The sequence below is a fragment of the Streptomyces sp. NPDC096176 genome, assembly GCF_044763255.1.
In the GTDB taxonomy this organism is placed as follows: Bacteria; Actinomycetota; Actinomycetes; order Streptomycetales; family Streptomycetaceae; genus Streptomyces.
Genome location: NZ_JBIWFV010000003.1, coordinates 362,662 through 379,559 on the forward strand (window position 1 = coordinate 362,662; position 16,898 = coordinate 379,559).

Genomic DNA, 16,898 nt, shown 5'->3' on the forward strand with positions numbered 1-16,898 from the left:
GGGCACCGCCTGGTGGGGCACCGGGTTCCTGGTGCTGTCGTTTCTCGTGGTCCTCGGGCTGTGGCCGGCCGACCCGGAGGACCGGTGACCATGTTTGCGCGCACGGCCCCGGACCGGGCCTCGGGTCTTTCGTCTGGCCGGATCAGTGAGGGGCCCCACGTCCGAGGGGCGTAGGGGAGGGTCTGGTGGGGGAGGAGCCATGCCGACCGACGACAACGCGGCGAGGTGCCACGGCACGCGAGCCCGGCACGATGCAAACGAAAGAGCCTAGACGAGCACCGTGCCGAGGAGGGGCCGTGCCGGGTCGGAGAGGCGCGGGGCGTCGCCGCTCATGTCGGACGGCGACTGCGGCGCCTCCTCCGGGGCCGGTCCGTCGGGGGAGCCGACGCCGGTGTCGGGTGCAGGTTCGGACGGCGGGGTGACCGGCTCTGACGGCTCGCCGGGCGCCGGCACCGACTCGGACGGCGGGGCGGGCGGGGGCTCGGAGGCGGGCGGCTCTGAAGGCGGCGGCGTACTGCCGTCGGACGGCGACACGTCCTGGGAGGGCGACGGCTCCCGGGAAGGAGGCCTCGTCTCCTTGTCACGGGAACCCGTGTCCCCCGCCGGGCGTTTGATCCACCCATCGTCGGCACGGAGGACGAACTCCTCGACGGGCCGGGCCGCCGGCGCCACGACGACGACATTCGAGGCACGGTAACCGGGCCACGCGTCGCCAGTGGTGCGCGGCGTCTCCTTCTGCGCCACGGGCGGCAGCAGCGGATTGCCGCAGGCACAGCGCACCCTCGGCACGCCGCGGTCGTCGACCAGCACCGCGGTGCCCGCCTGGAGCACTGCTTGGTAGGCGGTCGGCTCGCCGTCCTTGAGGCCGTGGTTGGTCACCCTCGTGTCCATCCTGAGCTGCACCGGTGTCAGGGAGCGCAGATACGCGGGAACCCGGGGCGGCTCGATCTTCTGGACCCGGGCGAAGGCCCGGTTCGTCGCGGGCTCGGAGGACAAGGCCTTGATCTGCTTCTCCACGTCGCAGCTGGCCGTCCTGCGGGTGCCCCCGTACAGGCCCGGCGTCGAACCCCTCACGCTACGGGTGACGTTCGGGGGATTCGGCGACCCGCTCGGTGCGGCCGTGGGCGTCGACGCAGGCGGAGAACTGTCCTTCGCCGTCGACTCCGTGAAGGGATCGGGCCCGGTCGAACCCGCGGCCTGGAGGAAGACCTCGCCACCGCCACCGCCAGTGCCACCGGGCCCGCCGCCGTCGGGGCGGGTCAGTACGACGGCCAGAACCACGGCCGCCACCAGCACCGCGGCGATCGCCGCGATCCTCGGGGCCGAGCGCCACCAGGGGCGCCCGGGTCCCTCCGGCCCGCCGGGCCCCGCCCCGCCCCTGCCGCCCGGGCCGCTCGGCGGTCCGAGCCCGCCCCCTGACGCGCCGTCCGACGGACCACCGGGCGGGGGCGGCGGCGCGGAACCAGGTTGCGAAGGACCCGAGAGCGGGCCCGAGGGCGGACCTGTCGGGCGTCCGGAGGACGGCGGTTCGGCACTCACGGGCTCTTCTTCCCGGACGTAGGAAGGCGGAAGAGGGGAAGTTCTCCCGCTTTAGGGCTTACCGTGCCTATTGTGTGCCTGGTCTCCGCGCCGGTCGCAAGCCGACGCGGTCGGCCCCACCCGAGGGGCGGGGCTCACCGGCCGTGCATAGCGTGGCAGCGTGAGTCATCAGGCATCGAACCGCCCGCACGGAGCGAGGCGCCCGGCCCACGGCTGGCCCCACGCGCTCGGCGCGGTGCTCGCCGGCCTTGTGACCATGATCGTCACCGCCGCCCTCGGACTGTGGGCGGCCGGCGCGGCGGACCTGCCGGACGGCGGATTCCTGCCGGTTGTCGCGGCCGTCGTCGTGATGGCGGCCTTCGGATCCGTGGAGGTCGCCGGAGACGCCGGAGCGATCGCGGAGACGAGCGCCGGAATCACCGCCCTGCCGCTCTCCGTGACGCTCGTCGGAGCCCTGACGATCGCCGCCGGCTTCCTGCGGCCGCTGCGGCACCGCGCCGTCGCCTCCGCCGGGGAACTGGTCGGTTGGGCCGCCCGATTGGCCGTGCTGTGGGTGCTCGCCCTCCTCGGCCTCGCGGCCCTCGCCCGCCACACCTTCGACATCCCCGTCGAGGACCCGACCGGCGGCCTCATCGAGGACCTGCTGGACATCACCCCCCGCGTCGGCTTCCGCACCGACCTGCCGCTCACCGTCCTGTTCGGGCTGCTCTGGCTGGCCGCCGTTCTCGCCCTGGCCGTCCTCGTCTCCCGCGGCGCCCCACTCCCCGCACGGCTGCTGCCCTTCCAGGAGAGCGTGCGCCCCGCCGCATTCGCCATGGTGACGCTGCTGCTCACCTACGTGGCGATCGGGGCGGTGATCGGCGTCGTCGTCGCGCTGACCCGCGAGCGCACCGCGGAGACCTTCGCCGTGCTCTTGCTGGGCCTGCCGAATCTTGTCTGGCTCGCGCTCACCCTCGGCCTCGGCGCCACCTGGGACGGCAAGGTCGAGGGGCCCTTCGGGCTTCCCATGCCGAGGATCCTCGACGAAGTGCTCCGCACCGGCGACATGGCCACCCTCAATATCTCGGCCCTCGCCGAACGCGACGGGCGCGCCTGGTGGCTTCTTCCGGTCGCCGCGGTGCTCCTGTCGGCAGCGGCGTTCCTGATGGCGGTCCGGTCGCCGGCCCGTGTGCGGCCCTGGGAGCACGCCCTGCACATGGCCGTCGCCCTCGTGCTCACGGTGCTGACCATCTGTCTGCTCGTGCGGCTCTTCGCGCATTACGGCCTGTCGCTGCTGGGCATCGGGGACCTCGGCGGCGACCTGGCCGGGGAAGTGGCACTGCGACCACACCTCTGGACGGCCCTGGGTCTCGCGGCCGCATGGGGACTCGTCACCGGATTCCTCGGTGGTCTCCTCGCCTCGCGGGTCCACCGGCGCGGCGAGGTCGCCGCGCCTCGTCAGTGACGGCCGTTCGGCCCTTCTTGCTGACGCGGGCGCGCCGGACCGGTGAGCACGGGCAGTGCCCAGCGCGGCGGCTCGGGCACAGGGCCGGCGTCGTCGGGCGGCGTTGCGCCACGCCCCGCCACCACCGTGGCCGGACGGCCGACCTCGTCCGTCCCCCCACCGGCCGCCGCCCCACGCAGGCCCGCACGCAACGCGGCCACGAACGCGCCGCACGAGCCGAAGCGGTCCTCGGGGCTCTTGGCGAGGGCCTTCGCCAGGACGCCGTCGACCGCGCCGGGAAGGTCGGGCCGGTGTTCGGTCAGCGGCGGTGGGGCGTCGTACTGGTGCGCCCACAACAGGGCCATGTCGTCGTCGCGCCGGAACGGCGGGCCGCCGCTCAGGGTCTCGTAGACGACGCATCCGAGGCTGTAGACGTCGCACCGGCCGTCCACCGGGCGCCCGGAGATCTGCTCGGGTGCCACATAGTCCAGCGTGCCGACGAACTGGCCAACGGTCGTGAACCCGCTCAGCGACAGGGACTTCTTCGTCAGACCGAAGTCCGTCAGATAGGCGTGCTCGGGATGGTCGCTGTCGATGCCCTCCGCGATCAGGATGTTCCCCGGTTTGACGTCCCGGTGCACCAGGTCGCGGGCGTGCGCGGCGTCCAGCGCGGACGCCACCTGGGAGGCGATACGGCCCGCCGTCGTGGCGGGCAACGGGCCCATGCGGTCGAGCAGCACCCGCAGGTCCTGCCCCGCGACGTAGCGCATGGCGATGTAGAGAAGGCCGTCCGTCTCTCCCGCCTCGAAGATGGGCACGATGTGCGGATGGTCGATGGACGCGGCCACCCGTGACTCGTGCGTGAAGCGCCTGCGGAACGTGTCGTTGCGGGCCAGTTCGGGAGCCAGCAGCTTGAGGGCGACGGTGCGGTCGAGACGCAGGTCCCTCGCGCGGTAGACCACCGCCATGCCACCGCGGCCGATCTCGCGCTCCAGCCGGTAGCTCGCCACCTCCCTGCCGACCAGCTCGGACGGCCCGCCCCCCTGCATCAGCGGTCACCGCCACGGGCGGGCGGCTCCTCGGCCCGCTTGACGACCCGCGGCGCTTCGGGAGGTTCGTCGTCCGTCCCGGGGCCCGGTCCCGCGGGCTGAGCGCCCTCCGGGTCCACGACCTCCGTGAGTTCGTGCCTCGGCCTGTCCGCCGAGCCGGCGTCCCGCACCGGACGCCGGCCGCCAACGGGCCCGTCGGGCCTGCCGACGGCCTGCGTCGCTTCGGGAGATCCGGCGGTGGCCGAGGGCGATCGCGCAGGCTCCGGCCCATCGGCCGGAGCTTCCGGTCGCGAGGCAGGGCCGGACGAGGTCGCGTACGTGGTGAGCCGGAGCCCGTCGCAGTACGCCCAGCGCTCGTGCTCGCCGTCGTAGAGCCACACCGACTCGCCGTCCACCACCAGTCCCACCCGCAGTCCCCGCGTCCGGTCGCGGAAGGTCTCCCCGTCGGACAGCCCGTCCGCCAGGTCCTCCGCGGCACGCCGGTAGCGCGTCAGGGTCTCGCCGACCCGGGCCAGCAGCGGCCGTGGATCCGCCGTACGGGCCACGGGCCGGCCCGCGGCGGGCGGCTCCTGGGGTACGGGGACGAGCAGGCGCGCGTCGACCCACGCGGACCAGCCGTTCGCGCACACGATCTGTCCCCACTCGCCGCGCCGCTCGGCCAGCAGGACCGGCAGCAGCGGGTCGAGCGGGGTCGTCGGCCTGGACACGTCCGGCGACTCCCAGGAGGGCATGCCCGACTGCGGCACGACATGTGTGGCGCGGAAGTCCCGGGTGGTCATGGCGGTCGGCGCCTACTTCCGCATGATGGCGGGCTCGTGCCGACGCAGCAGCCGGGCCACCAGGTATCCGAACACGACCGACAGCACCACCAGCATCCCCATGTCGAGCAGCCACACCCCCGCCGCGTGCTCGAAGAGCGGATCGGCGGTCAACTTGCCGGGGACGATGCGTCCGAGGTCGATCGTGCCCGCCATCGCGCCGAGCGCCCACCGGGACGGGACCAGCCACGCCAGCTGCTCGACGACCACCACGCCGTCCAGCTCGAGCAGGGCGCCGCAGAAGACCACCTGCACGATGGCGAGGAGCACCAGCAGCGGCATGGTGACCTCCTCCTTGCGCACCACGGCGGAGATCAGCAGGCCCAGCATCATCGCCGTGAACGCCAGCAGCGCGACGGCCGCCGTGATCTCGAGGAGCGGCGGCAGCAGCACACCCTTGCCGCTCGGCGCGTCGAGGTCGACGCCGACCAGGGCGACCAGGGTCAGTACGACCGCCTGCAGCACCGTGATCGTGCCCAGGACCACGACCTTGGACATCAGATACGCGGATCTGGACAGACCGACGGCGCGTTCACGCTGGTAGATGGCCCGTTCCTTGACCAGTTCGCGTACCGCGTTCGCCGCTCCCGTGAGCACGCCGCCGACGCAGAGGATGAGCAGGGTGTTGAGCGCCGTTCCCCGGTCGAGCCGGCTGCCGGCCAGTGCGCGGGCCATGGCCCCCATCACGAACGGCAGCGCGATCATGATGACGAGGAACGTCCGGTCGGCGCCGAGCGCGGCCGAGTACCGCCGCACCAGCGTGCGCAGCTGGGCACCCCAGCTCTGCGTCTTCGGCGGCTCCGGCACCGGCCCCACGGCCGCGTCCTCCGCCCGACGCGGCTGCGCCGTGGCACCCACGATGTACCGCCGGTTGAAGCGGGACTCGCGGTACGCCCCCGCCCAATCGCGTTCCCGGTCGTTCTCGAAGGCCTCGAACGCCTCCGGCCACTGAGCGAACCCGAAGAAGCCGAGAGCCTCGTCGGGCGGCCCGTAGTAGGCGATCCTGCCGCCCGGCGCGAGGACCAGCAGCCGGTCGCAGACGTCGAGGCTGAGCACGCTGTGGGTGACCACGACGACCGTGCGCCCGTCGTCGGCCAGGCCGCGGAGCATATGCATGACCGACCGGTCCATGCCGGGGTCGAGGCCGGACGTCGGCTCGTCGAGGAAGAGCAGGGACGGCTTCGTCAGCAGCTCCAGCGCCACGCTGACCCGCTTGCGCTGGCCGCCGGAGAGGCTGTGGATCGGTTGGCCGGCGCGCTGTTCGAGGCCGAGTTCGCGGATCACCTCGGCCACCCGGGCGTCCCGTTCCGCCCGCGCGGTGTCCTGGGGGAAGCGCAGCTCGGCCGCGTAGCCGAGGGCGCGGCGCACGGTCAGCTGAGCGTGCAGGATGTCGTCCTGCGGTACCAGCCCGATGCGCCGGCGCAGCTCCGCGTAGTCGCGGTACAGATCGCGGCCGTCGTAGAGGACCGTGCCGTGCTCGGCGGGGCGCAGCCCGGTGAGCGCGTTCAGCAGTGTGGACTTGCCCGCCCCGCTCGGGCCGACCACCGCGAGCAGGCATTTTTCGCCGACGGGGAACGAGACGTGGTCGAGAAGTGTCCTGCGCCCGTGGTCCACCGACACCGCCAGCCCCTGCACGTCCAGGCAGACCTCGCCGGTGTCCACGAACTCCTGCAGCTGGCCGCCGACCAGAGCGAACGCCGAGTGGCCGATGCCGACGATGTCGCCGGGCGACACCGGAGCCCGGTCGACGGGCCGGCCGTTGAGGTAGGTGCCGTTGTGGCTGTCGAGGTCGACGATCTCGTACGTGCCGTCGGGGAGCGAGCGCAGCTCGGCATGACGGCGCGAGACGACCAGGTCGTCGACGATCAGCTCGTTGTCGGGCGCCCTTCCGATGCGCAGGGTGCGGGTGGGCAGCGGGCGCACGCTGGTCGGCCTGCGAAAGGCGCCGGTCGCGGCGGGCACCGACACGGCGGACGGGCGCTCGGGGGCGGGCTCTGACGGGAGAGGCGGCGGGGCGGGCTCCGAGGGGAGGGGCGGCGGGGCGTGGTCCGTCACCACGGCACGGGGGCCGTCGGAGGCGCTCCCGAACCGGATTTCCGTACCGGGGCAGACGCCCCACGCACGGATCCGCCGGCCTTCGGCGTACGTGCCGTTGGTACTGTCCTCGTCCTCCAGGGTCCAGCGGCCGGCGACGGCGCGGAACACCGCATGGTGCCAGGAGACGCGTGCGTCGTCGATGACAATGTCGCTCAGGGGGTCACGACCGACGTGGTACGCCCGGGTCGGATGGATCACCGTGAAGCCGCTGTCGGTCTCCACGACGAGTTCGGGCGCGGTCGGCGTGCCGGACCGCTCTGCCATGTTCGAATTCTAGCGATGTGTGCACCCTCCCGCCCGGGGGAGCGGCTCGTGGCCGCCGCGCCCAACTGGCACGGGGAGGGGCCGAGTCGATGCCGCGTGTTGCGGGAAACGGATGTCCGGGGCACCCTGATGCTTACCCAGAAGCGACACAGGCTCACTCTTCGTACTCGGGGGCCGCATACGAATGACGGGCCGTCGCGGTGAGGAGCCACGGTCATGAACGTCCCGGTTGCCTGCCACTACAGAATCGAAGTGCCGGCCTCCCCAGAGCGCATTCCCCGGATACGGCGTATCCTCGCCGCGCATCTGCGGCACTGGGGCCTCGATACCCATGTCACACCGGTCTGCAGCGCTGTCGACGAACTCGTCGACAATGTCGTCCATCATGTCGACGGCGACAAGACGTGCGTGGTGGAGCTGCGCTGGACGGGCCGTCATCTCAACGCGTCCGTCTCCGACCTGGATCGCACCCTGCCGAGGCTGCACACCTCGTCACCCACCAAGGGCGGGCTCGCCAAGGTCGCGATGCTCAGCGACAGCTGGGGAACGTGTGCGACGGACGAGGGCAAGGTGATCTGGTTCAGCCGCCGGGTGAAGGAAACCCAGCGCGTCCTGTGCGGTCCGCAGGTGACCAAGCCGCCGGTCCGTGAGTTCAGGCCGATTCCGCTGGAATCAGTGCCCGCCGACCGGTTCGACGCACCCGCCCTCCACGTAGAAGCCGTGCGGTGACACGTCGATGTCCTTCCCCACGAAGATGTCTCCGGTGACGCACGGGCCTGTCTCCGGGACCGTCACCGTGAAGTGCACCTGGCCCGACCACTCGGACACCTGCACATTCTCCTCGGGGTAGCCGAGCTCGACGAGCGCGCCGGTCATCTGACGGGCGCTCGGTGCGGCGGAGCCTCTGGCGGTGTCACGTGCCCGGGCGATCCGGTCCGCGTGGGCCGCCCTCCCCCTGCACTGGGCGGCGCCGTCCAGCGGCACCTGCTTCTTGAAGGCGTGGTTCTCCGCGTACGTGGGGTTCTCCGGCGGCGGGCCATCCTCCGTGGTCCGCGACGGCGAGGGGCTCGTTGCCGCCGGGCGACCGTGGCAACGTGCTGCCACGTCCCTTGAACATCCGGTCGTGCTGCCCCGATGTCGCCTTCTCCGTCCCCGTCCGGCCCTGCTGCGCGGAGGGCGCGGCGGAGTTGGCCTTCACCGATGACGGGGTGCGCGCCTCGACACCGCAGCCGGTCAGCGCGACAGCGAGGAGCGTGGCGGGGTGGCGGCCGTGTCCCCGGTCACCCCGACGGTGTGTCCGGCCGTCTCGGGCCCGACGGGCGTCGCGGGCCTGGCCGAGGACGGTCGTCGCACGGCGAGTTGCTCCGTTTCCGGTGGCCGTCGGCGGGCAGGACGATTGTCAGGGACCGGTCGGACCGTCGCCTGAGTACGCGTACTCAGGCGACGGTCGCGGGACTTCATGCCGCCCTTGGGTCCTGCCGCTCCGCGGGGTGCACCGTCGCGAGCAGCCGGAAGAAGTCCGCCTCGTTGCCCGCGAGGCCCACAGCGCGCAGTGCGTCGTCCGCCTCCGCCATCGGCCCGGCCAGCAGCGGGACCGCGAGCGGCGCCCGCTGAGGATCCGCCAGCACGGCCCTGGTGGTCTGCAGCAGTCGCACGTACGCCTGGGCGGCGGCGAGCTCGGGATCGTTCATCTCGCTGTTCCCCTCGTCAAGGTGTCGTGTCGTCAAGCATCTCCCGAGCCACTGACAAGGGGCCTGCGGCAACAGCGAAGCCGGCGGCCCGCCCAGGGGTGGCGGACCGCCCGCTCGACGCCTTGGGAACTAGAAGACGCTCACGCCGTAGGCGCTGAGCGCCTCGGTGACGGGCTGGAAGAACGTGGTGCCGCCCGAGGAGCAGTTGCCGCTGCCGCCGGAGGTCAGGCCGAGGGCCGTGCTACCGGAGAACAGCGCGCCGCCGCTGTCGCCGGGCTCGGCGCAGACGTTGGTCTGGATCATGCCGTAGACGATGTCGCCGTTGCCGTAGTTGACGGTCGCGTTCAGGCCGGTGACGGTACCGCTCCGCAGGCCGGTGGTGGAGCCGCTGCGCTGTACGGACTGGCCGACGTACGCGTTGCCGGCGCCGGTGATGTCGCGGTAACTGCCGTTGTAGAGGTAGACACGGCCGTCCGCTGCCGCCGCGTTGGAGTGGCGGATGATGCCGTAGTCGTTGTTCGGGAAGCTGGAACCGGCCCTGGTGCCGAGCACCGTCGTGTTCGACGAGTTGGTGTACCAGGTGCTGCCGATGTTGGTGCAGTGACCGGCCGTCAGGGCGTAGTAGGTGCTGCCGCTGCGGACGTTGAACCCGAGCGAGCAGCGTCCGCCGCCCGCGTAGATGGCCTGGCCGCCCGCGATGAGCTTGTTGAAGGTGCCGGGCGTGCGCTTGATCTCCAAGGCGCCGGCGCGGTCGCCCGCCGCCTTCTTGATCTGGGCGATCTCGGCGGACGAGACGGTCGAGTCCGCCGTGACGACGAGCTTGCCGCTCTCCTTGTCGGTGTACCAGGCGGTGCCGGGCACATCCGCTCCGAGTACGGCGTCACTCGCCTGGGTGAGCTGGGCAGTGGTGGCCCGCGCGGAGTCGGCCGGTTCGGCCATGGCGGACGGGACTGCAAGCGCGGATGCGGCCACGAGTGCGGAAGCGACGGCGATCAGCCGCGCGCCTCTCGAGACGTTGCTGAGGGGTGACAGGCGCTTGATGTTCACTACATCCTCCGGTGGGGGATCCGGGGCCCGCTGGGTGGTCGGGCCCGTCAAACGCGCCGGCTGCCGGAACGTGACACGAGGTGCTGCGTCATGATCCTGACAACCGCTGCGCAACGAATCCTGGGCTCCGGCCCGTTTCCCGACAAGATCGCCTTTCGGCCGCTCTACGCGCGTCCATTGGGCAGGGCTGCCGGGGCGCCGGGGGTGGCGGTCATCTCCGCTGCGTGGCCTCCGGTCGCAGTGGGCGTCTCCCGGCGTGGAGGAGGTCGTCGGTGACGGCGGAGCAAATTCGACGGATCGTTTGCTGACACGCCGTCAGTCAGTCGGTGTGCCGGAGGTGGTGCCGCCGTCGCGCATGTTGCCCTCGGGGTCACAAGCGGAATGACGCTTTTCGTTTTGGCTGCTCAGGGTCGACAGGGGCTGACCGGCGAGTGATCACTGCGCCGATGTGCCAGTTTCGATTGCTTACTCCGACGTCCGGGGGTTGCCCCGACCCGTTGCAGTGGCTCCCGCACATCCGCTGTACCGGGCCCGCCCCTGCGTCGCGTCCGCGAAGAGGCGCCTTGCGGGCCGTCCGCCCCCGGCGTGCCGGCGCGCCTCGGACGCGGAGGCGACGGCATCGCCTGCCCCTGGGGTCGCGCACACCACACCTTTATGCCTCAATCACTCCCGTTCGACCGGCGTCAACGGGTGGCCGAATATCGACCGTCGTACGGTGACGCCATGTGCTGGAGCGCGACGGCCGATCTCACGGCCGGCACGGGCATCGCGGCCGTCGGCGTGGCATGCGCGGCAGTCGCCGTGCGCCGCCGCCGGCTCAGGGATCTGCCGCTCGCCGCGCTGCCGCTGCTGCTCGGAGCGCACCAGATCGTCGAGTCGGTGGTGTGGCGCTCGGGCGGCGGGGCCGGCCCGGCCACCACCGTCTGGGCCGTCATCGCCCTGTCGGTGCTCGCCGTATGGGTGCCGTTCGGGGTGCTTCTCGCCGCGTCGCCGCCCGTGCGCGGCAGGCTCGTCGCTCCGGCGGCCTCCGGTGTGATCGTCGCGGCACTGCTCGCGCTGCGGATGATCACCGGCACCGTGACGGCGGAAATCCGACGCCACACCGTCGGCTACGCCGTCGACCTCCCGTATGCGCCACTCCTCGTCGCCGCCTATCTCCTCGCCACCGTCGGTTCCCTGCTTCTCGCCGGGGGCCGGGTGCTGCGCCTGGTCGGGGTGCTCGTGGGGGCGGGCGCGGTGGTGTGCCTCGCGCTGTGGCGTACGGCGTTCTTCTCCACCTGGTGCGCGGTCGCGGCGGTGGTCTCCGTCGCCCTGCTCGCCTGGGTGTGTCGTCCGGCGGGCCGAGGCACAGGGCGGGACCTTGCGGACACGGCATCGCCGGGTCACCCGCCCCACTAGTTGTGTCCGTGGTCAGACGGATACCGACGCTCGCCGGGAGCGGGTGCTCGGGGTCAGTATGGGATCGCACTCGACCGTGGCACTGCCCTGCCCCGTACAGCGCCCAGCGGGCGGGTGGCTCGTGGCCCGCCGCAATGCCGGCCGGCACACAGCCGCCGGTGGCCGGCGGCGCGAGCGCGTACCGCCCCTCGGTATCGTGGTCGTGAGACCCGTCTGCCGGCCTGCTCCGTCGATCAGCCTCATGCTCGCCCGGGTGACGGGGACGCGGTCCGTGTCCCGCACCCGGGGGCGGAGCCGTGCAGGCCCGCCGCCGAGCGCGCCGGACCAAGGTCCGTCTCCGCCATGTCGTCCGGCCCCGAGGCGACCGGCCACTGGTGCTCGACGTTCTCGCGGGCGGGCAGGAAGGCGGCCAGTACGAACCCGACGAGCACGGCCGCCGTGGCGATCAGGAACGCGATGCGGAAGCCCTGCATGCTCGGCACCTCCGCCGCGCCGACGCGCACGGAGGTGTGCGCGAGCACCATGCCGATGACCGCGCTCGACACGGACGTGCCGATGGAACGCATCAGCGTGTTCAGCCCGTTGGCCGCCCCGGTCTCCGACGGGTCGACGGCGCCGATGATCAGCGTCGGCAGCGACGAGTACGCAAGGCCGATGCCGGCGCCCACCACCACGGAGACGACCACCGTCTGCCAGGCCGCGCTCATCAGCCCGAGACCAGCGCCGTAACCGATCGCGATGATCAGCAGACCGAGCATCAGCGAGACCTTCGGTCCGCGCCGGGTCGAGATCCGCGCGTACAGCGGAGCCACGAACATCATCGTGATGCCGAGCGGGGCGACGCACAGACCCGCGACGACCATCGACATGCCCAGGCCGTAGCCGGTCGACCGGGGCAGCTGCAGCAGCTGGGGGAGCACGAGGGAAATCGCGTAGAAGGCGACTCCCACCATGATCGAGGCGAGATTGGTCAGGAGCACCTCCCGCTTCGCGGACGTCCGAAGGTCGACCAGCGGCGTCGAACTGCGCAGCTCCCACACGCCCCACAGAAGCAGCAGCACCGCGGCCCCGCCGAACAGGCCGAGTGTGGTCGGCGACGTCCAGCCCCAATCGGCGCCCTTGGTGACCGGCAGCAGCAGACACACGAGTCCGGCGCTCAGCCCGAGCGCGCCGAGCCGGTCGAAGCGGCCGGGCGCGCGCAGCGGCGACTCCGGGACGACAAGAACGGTCAGCAGCATGGAGAGAAGGCCCAGGCCCGCGGAGGCGAAGAACAGTGCGTGCCAGTCGGCGTGCTGGGCCACGAGTGCCGCGGCGGGGAGCGCCAGCCCGCCGCCGACCCCGATCGACGAGCTCATCAGCCCCATCGCGGCCCCGAGCCGCTGCGGCGGCAGCAGATCGCGCATGATGCCGATGCCGAGCGGTATCGCACCCATGCCGAAGCCCTGCAGCGAGCGCCCGACGATCATGATCAGCAGGTTGTCGGTGAAGCCGCAGACCAGGGAGCCGAAGACCATCACCGCGAGGCTGGTCAGCAGCGTCCGGCGCTTGCCGTACAGGTCGCCGAGCCGTCCCATGACGGGGGTCGCGACGGCGCCCGCGAGCAGTGTGGCGGTCAGCACCCAGGTCGCGTCGGCGGGCGACGCGGCGAGGAGCGCCGGCAGGTCCTTGATTACCGGGACCAGGAGGGTCTGCATCACGGCGACAGCGATGCCCGCGAAGGCCAGGACGGGCACGACGCCCCTGGTTCTGTCCTCCGGAGGGTCCACGGACATGTCCCGGGGCGTCCGCGCGGGCTGTTCGGTTGTCGGCTGCGGCATGCGGGCGCCTCCGGGGGCGGCGGTCGTGAAGGAGCGCCGGGCGATCGGCCCGGCGCTCGTGAGCGAGGGCGGGCGTCTGACGCCGTCCGCCCGAAGTACGTGAACCTTGAACATTCTTACGGTCCGCAGATATTCCGGGCCGCTACACCTTTCTCCATGTTCCGGCCGGAGGGCGCGTGGGTACCCGACGGTCCCCGCGGTCCGCCTCGGGCATCCGGCCCGGGTCGGCTCGCACCAGGACGGCCGCCGGGTCAGGCTGGAGTGGTTGCGGAGACTGCACGGCGGCGCGCCGGGAAGCAGGAGCAGGACACGCGGGGACAACATCCCGAGAGGCAGGAATCACGGTGAACAGTGCACAGGAATCCGCGACGTCCGTCGCTGTGTCGCTCAGCGGCTGCTCCAGGGAGGACGCCGACGCCGTCTTTCGCGCCCTGAGCCGGTCGTTCGACTCGGAGCGTGAGGCGGGGGACACCCCCCAGTACGTGTCTGAGGGGCACATGACGGTGTGGTCCTCGATCTTCGACGTGGCCGAGCCGCACGGCGAGGCGGAGCCGGTGCGGCTCGCGGCGCCGGTGACGGCGGAGCTGCAGGGCGGCTACTGGGCCGTGGACCGGATGCAGGCCACGCTGGCCGCCGCCTTCGACCTGGTGGAGGAGGGCATGGCCGCGGGCGACCAGGAGAAGGACGTCCAGCTGCGGCTCTGCAGCGGCGTCCACCAGGACGAGATCTGACGTCCGCGCCCCGTCGCCCGCTCGCCAGAACCCCCGCCCCGGCACGGCACAGGACCAACCGGGCACAGCAGCAGGAGGAGGACCGCTCATGCCCATCGCCACCGTCAACCCAGCGACCGGCGAAACTCTCAAGACCTTCGAAGCGCTGGGCCCCGAGGAGATCGAGCGACGTCTCGCCCTGGCCCGGTCAGCCTTCGAGCACCACCGCACTCTGCCCTTCAAGGACCGGGCCGCCCTGCTGAACCGTGCCGCCGACCTGCTGGAAGAGGACCAGCAGGACATCGCCCGGGTGATGACCACGGAGATGGGCAAGCCGATCGGCGCCGCCCGCGCGGAGGCGGCCAAGTGCGTCAAAGCCATGCGGTGGTACGCCGACCGCGCCGAGAAGCTCCTGGCCGACGAGCAGCCGCCGGCCGGCGACGTCGAGGACTCCGGAGCCGCACGGGCCACCGTGCGCTACCGGCCGCTCGGCGTGGTACTCGCCGTCATGCCGTGGAACTTCCCGCTCTGGCAGGTCGTCCGCTTCGCAGCGCCCGCCCTGATGGCCGGCAACGTCGGCCTGCTCAAGCACGCGTCCAACGTGCCCCAGACCGCGCTGTACCTGGAGGACCTGTTCAGCCGTGCCGGATATCCGCAGGGCTGCTTCCAGACCCTGCTCGTCGGCTCCGGCGCCGTCGAGTCCGTCCTGCGTGACCCCCGAGTGGCCGCCGCGACACTGACCGGCAGCGAGGGCGCCGGCCGGGCCGTCGCCACCGTGGCGGGAGACGAGATCAAGAAGACCGTGCTGGAGCTCGGAGGCAGCGACGCCTACGTCGTCATGCCGTCCGCGGACCTCGAGCGCGCGGTGGGCACCGCGGTGAAGGCCCGCGTCCAGAACAACGGCCAGTCCTGCATCGCCGCCAAGCGGTTCATCGTGCACACCGACGTGTACGACGACTTCTGCGACCGCTTCTCGGCCGCCATGAAGCAACTCACCGTCGGCGACCCGATGGACGAGGCCACGGACGTCGGCCCGTTGGCCAGTGAGCAGGGCCGTCAGGATCTCGAGGAGCTCGTCGACGACGCCGTGCACCGCGGCGCGACGGCACGGTGCGGAGGCCGCCGGCCGAGCAACCTCGACCGCGGCTGGTACTACGAGCCCACCGTGCTGACCGGTATCTCCGAGGAGATGCGCATCCATCACGAGGAGACCTTCGGGCCGGTCGCCGCCGTCTACCGGGTGTCCGGTGCCGACGAGGCCGTCGCCGTCGCCAACGACAGCCCCTTCGGCCTCAGCTCGAACGCGTGGACCCGCGACGAGGCCGAGGTGGACCGGTTCGCCCGGGATCTCGAGGCGGGCGGCGTGTTCTTCAACGGGATGACCGCGTCCCACCCGGCGCTGCCGTTCGGCGGTGTCAAACGGTCCGGCTACGGGCGCGAGTTGTCCGGTCACGGAATCCGCGAGTTCTGCAACGTCACGACCCTGTGGCACGGCGCGCAGTAAGGAGAACTGAGCATGGTGCGGTTCGGATACACGATGATGACCGAGCAGGCCGGCCCGCGGGAGCTCGTGGGCCATGTGGTCGCCGCGGAGAAGGCGGGCTTCGACTTCTCCGTCATCTCCGACCACTACTTCCCCTGGCTTGCCTCGCAGGGGCATGCGCCGTACGCCTGGAGCGTCCTCGGAGCAGCCGCCCAGGCCACGTCGCGCATCCCGCTGATGACCTTCGTGACCTGCCCGACCACCCGCTACCACCCGGCGGTCGTCGCCCAGAAGGCCGCGACGGTGCAGCTGCTGTCCGAGGGGCGCTTCCGACTCGGACTCGGCTCCGGCGAGAACCTCAACGAGCATGTCGTCGGAGCCGACTGGCCGGCCGCGCATGTGCGCCTCGAGATGCTCGGCGAGGCGGCGGGCATCATCCGCAGGCTCCTCGACGGCGAGCACGTCACCCACCACGGCGCGCACTTCGACGTCGTCGACGCCAAGCTGTGGGACGTGCCCGAGGAGCGGGTGCCGATCGGAGTCGCCGTGTCGGGCGACAAGTCCTGCGCGGTCGCCGGCCGGACGGCGGACCTGGTCATCGCCACCGAGCCGAAGCGGGAACTCCTCGAGGCCTTCGACCGGTACGGCGGTTCCGGCAAGCCTCGCATCGGACAGCTGCCCGTCGCTTACGACACCGACCGCGATGCCGCGGTGAAACGGGCTCACGACCAGTTCCGCTGGTCCCTCGGCGGCTGGCGGGTCAACGCGGAACTCCCGGGACCCCCCTCGTTCGAGCAGGCCACCTCACTGGTCACGCCGGACGACGTGGCCGAGGTGATTCCCTGCGGTGACGACGTCGGTGCCTTCACCGAGGCGGTGCGCCCCTATGTCGAGGCGGGCTTCACGGAGGTCGCCCTCATCCAGATCGGCGGCGACCAGCAACAGCCGTTCCTGGACTGGGCGCAGAGCAAACTGCTGCCCGCGCTGCGCGCACTGTGAGGCGGTGAGATGGGCGGCAGCGCGGTCATCGTCATCGACATGATCAACACCTATGACCATGCCGACGCCGACCTGCTGCTGCCTTCCGTCGAGAAGGTTGTGCCCGCCGTCGTGCGGCTGTTGGAGAACGCGCGCGACCAAGGCGTCCCTGTCATCTACGTCAACGACAACTTCGGCGAGTGGCGTTCCCACCACGGCGAGATCCTGCGGACCGCGCTGTCCGGCGACCACTCCCACCTCGTCGAGCCCTTGCAGCCCGACGAGAACTCGCTCTTCGTCGTCAAGGCCCGCCACTCGATCTTCTACGAGACGCCGCTGGCCTACCTGCTCGGTCGGTTGGACGTCCGGCACGTCGTACTCTGCGGTCAGGTGACCGAGCAATGCGTCCTGTACTCCGCCCTCGACGCCCATATCCGCCACCTGGACGTGAGCGTGCCGCGGGACGCCGTCGCCCACATCCACGAGGACCTGGCGGACGCCGCGTTGCGGATGATGCGGCGCAACATGGGCGCCGAGATCGTCACCGTCGACACCGTCCGGTTCTGAACCCCGCTTTCACGTAC

At 71.7% G+C, this 16,898-nt stretch carries 15 protein-coding genes; 7 read left to right on the top strand and 8 right to left on the bottom strand.

The window, feature by feature from the left end; translation table 11 throughout:
- Positions 1 to 267: 267 nt before the first annotated feature.
- Positions 268 to 1,539 carry a DUF6777 domain-containing protein gene (locus ACIQ7Q_RS10325; RefSeq protein WP_403858617.1) on the bottom strand — a complete coding sequence of 424 codons (1,272 nt, stop codon included), beginning with the start codon at positions 1,537 to 1,539 and terminating at the stop codon, positions 268 to 270.
- Between the two features lie 160 nt (positions 1,540 to 1,699).
- Between ACIQ7Q_RS10325 and ACIQ7Q_RS10330 the strand changes: the two genes are divergently transcribed.
- Entirely contained in the window at positions 1,700 to 2,983 is a 1,284-nt protein-coding gene (locus tag ACIQ7Q_RS10330; protein WP_403858619.1) for a streptophobe family protein, read from the top strand.
- On the opposite strand, the gene ACIQ7Q_RS10335 is transcribed toward ACIQ7Q_RS10330, so the two are convergent.
- The 3 genes from ACIQ7Q_RS10335 to ACIQ7Q_RS10345 are packed head-to-tail and all read right to left on the bottom strand — an operon-like array spanning position 2,977 to position 7,190.
- A complete protein-coding gene (locus ACIQ7Q_RS10335) occupies positions 2,977 to 4,011 on the bottom strand; it encodes a serine/threonine-protein kinase (protein WP_403858621.1) in 1,035 nt (344 codons plus the stop codon). The genes ACIQ7Q_RS10330 and ACIQ7Q_RS10335 overlap by 7 nt on opposite strands.
- Complete coding sequence (locus ACIQ7Q_RS10340) at positions 4,011 to 4,790, bottom strand: hypothetical protein (protein ID WP_403858623.1); 780 nt, start codon at positions 4,788 to 4,790, stop codon at positions 4,011 to 4,013. The genes ACIQ7Q_RS10335 and ACIQ7Q_RS10340 overlap by 1 nt, the downstream gene beginning before the upstream one ends.
- A 12-nt stretch (positions 4,791 to 4,802) precedes the next feature.
- Positions 4,803 to 7,190, bottom strand: a complete 2,388-nt coding sequence (locus ACIQ7Q_RS10345) for an FHA domain-containing protein (RefSeq protein WP_403858625.1) — start codon at positions 7,188 to 7,190, stop codon at positions 4,803 to 4,805.
- A gap of 216 nt (positions 7,191 to 7,406) precedes the next feature.
- Between ACIQ7Q_RS10345 and ACIQ7Q_RS10350 the strand changes: the two genes are divergently transcribed.
- Positions 7,407 to 7,919 (top strand): ATP-binding protein, encoded by a 513-nt coding sequence (locus ACIQ7Q_RS10350; protein WP_403858627.1) that lies wholly within the window; start codon positions 7,407 to 7,409, stop codon positions 7,917 to 7,919.
- On the opposite strand, the gene ACIQ7Q_RS10355 is transcribed toward ACIQ7Q_RS10350, so the two are convergent.
- The 3 genes from ACIQ7Q_RS10355 to ACIQ7Q_RS10365 all read right to left on the bottom strand — a co-directional run bounded on the left by ACIQ7Q_RS10355 (position 7,863) and on the right by ACIQ7Q_RS10365 (position 9,928).
- On the bottom strand, positions 7,863 to 8,294 hold the full coding sequence (locus tag ACIQ7Q_RS10355; RefSeq protein WP_403858629.1) for a hypothetical protein: 432 nt from the start codon (positions 8,292 to 8,294) through the stop codon (positions 7,863 to 7,865). The two genes, ACIQ7Q_RS10350 and ACIQ7Q_RS10355, sit on opposite strands and share 57 nt — an antisense overlap.
- Before the next feature lie 353 nt (positions 8,295 to 8,647).
- Positions 8,648 to 8,881 carry a hypothetical protein gene (locus tag ACIQ7Q_RS10360; protein WP_403858631.1) on the bottom strand — a complete coding sequence of 78 codons (234 nt, stop codon included), beginning with the start codon at positions 8,879 to 8,881 and terminating at the stop codon, positions 8,648 to 8,650.
- Between the two features lie 129 nt (positions 8,882 to 9,010).
- Positions 9,011 to 9,928, bottom strand: a complete 918-nt coding sequence (locus ACIQ7Q_RS10365) for a S1 family peptidase (protein ID WP_403858633.1) — start codon at positions 9,926 to 9,928, stop codon at positions 9,011 to 9,013.
- A gap of 723 nt (positions 9,929 to 10,651) precedes the next feature.
- Between ACIQ7Q_RS10365 and ACIQ7Q_RS10370 the strand changes: the two genes are divergently transcribed.
- Positions 10,652 to 11,326, top strand: coding sequence for a DUF6629 family protein (locus tag ACIQ7Q_RS10370; RefSeq protein ID WP_403858635.1), 675 nt, complete (start codon positions 10,652 to 10,654; stop codon positions 11,324 to 11,326).
- Positions 11,327 to 11,565: 239 nt separating this feature from the next.
- Here the strand turns inward: ACIQ7Q_RS10370 and ACIQ7Q_RS10375 are convergent, their stop codons facing one another.
- Positions 11,566 to 13,143 (bottom strand): MFS transporter, encoded by a 1,578-nt coding sequence (locus tag ACIQ7Q_RS10375; protein ID WP_403858637.1) that lies wholly within the window; start codon positions 13,141 to 13,143, stop codon positions 11,566 to 11,568.
- Between the two features lie 344 nt (positions 13,144 to 13,487).
- On the opposite strand from ACIQ7Q_RS10375, the gene ACIQ7Q_RS10380 reads away from it, so the two are divergent.
- From ACIQ7Q_RS10380 to ACIQ7Q_RS10395, 4 genes are all read left to right on the top strand, one after another.
- The gene (locus ACIQ7Q_RS10380) at positions 13,488 to 13,874 is read left to right on the top strand and encodes a hypothetical protein (protein WP_403858639.1); all 387 of its coding nucleotides are present in this window, start codon (positions 13,488 to 13,490) and stop codon (positions 13,872 to 13,874) included.
- 88 nt (positions 13,875 to 13,962) lie between these two features.
- Positions 13,963 to 15,357, top strand: a complete 1,395-nt coding sequence (locus tag ACIQ7Q_RS10385) for an NADP-dependent succinic semialdehyde dehydrogenase (protein WP_403858641.1) — start codon at positions 13,963 to 13,965, stop codon at positions 15,355 to 15,357.
- Between the two features lie 12 nt (positions 15,358 to 15,369).
- The gene (locus ACIQ7Q_RS10390) at positions 15,370 to 16,335 is read left to right on the top strand and encodes an LLM class F420-dependent oxidoreductase (protein ID WP_403858643.1); all 966 of its coding nucleotides are present in this window, start codon (positions 15,370 to 15,372) and stop codon (positions 16,333 to 16,335) included.
- 9 nt (positions 16,336 to 16,344) lie between these two features.
- On the top strand, positions 16,345 to 16,881 hold the full coding sequence (locus ACIQ7Q_RS10395) for an isochorismatase family cysteine hydrolase (protein WP_403858645.1): 537 nt from the start codon (positions 16,345 to 16,347) through the stop codon (positions 16,879 to 16,881).
- Positions 16,882 to 16,898 lie beyond the last annotated feature (17 nt).

Bases quoted from the DNA above. Each gene is read 5' to 3' on its own strand.
- ACIQ7Q_RS10375 (WP_403858637.1), bottom strand. From the start codon at position 13,143: ATGCCGCAGCCGACAACCGAACAGCCCGCGCGGACGCCCCGGGACATG.
- ACIQ7Q_RS10340 (WP_403858623.1), bottom strand. From the start codon at position 4,790: ATGACCACCCGGGACTTCCGCGCCACACATGTCGTGCCGCAGTCGGGC.
- ACIQ7Q_RS10395 (WP_403858645.1), top strand. From the start codon at position 16,345: ATGGGCGGCAGCGCGGTCATCGTCATCGACATGATCAACACCTATGAC.
- ACIQ7Q_RS10385 (WP_403858641.1), top strand. From the start codon at position 13,963: ATGCCCATCGCCACCGTCAACCCAGCGACCGGCGAAACTCTCAAGACC.
- ACIQ7Q_RS10350 (WP_403858627.1), top strand. From the start codon at position 7,407: ATGAACGTCCCGGTTGCCTGCCACTACAGAATCGAAGTGCCGGCCTCC.
- ACIQ7Q_RS10370 (WP_403858635.1), top strand. From the start codon at position 10,652: ATGTGCTGGAGCGCGACGGCCGATCTCACGGCCGGCACGGGCATCGCG.
- ACIQ7Q_RS10335 (WP_403858621.1), bottom strand. From the start codon at position 4,011: ATGCAGGGGGGCGGGCCGTCCGAGCTGGTCGGCAGGGAGGTGGCGAGC.
- ACIQ7Q_RS10345 (WP_403858625.1), bottom strand. From the start codon at position 7,190: ATGGCAGAGCGGTCCGGCACGCCGACCGCGCCCGAACTCGTCGTGGAG.
- ACIQ7Q_RS10360 (WP_403858631.1), bottom strand. From the start codon at position 8,881: ATGAACGATCCCGAGCTCGCCGCCGCCCAGGCGTACGTGCGACTGCTG.
- ACIQ7Q_RS10390 (WP_403858643.1), top strand. From the start codon at position 15,370: ATGGTGCGGTTCGGATACACGATGATGACCGAGCAGGCCGGCCCGCGG.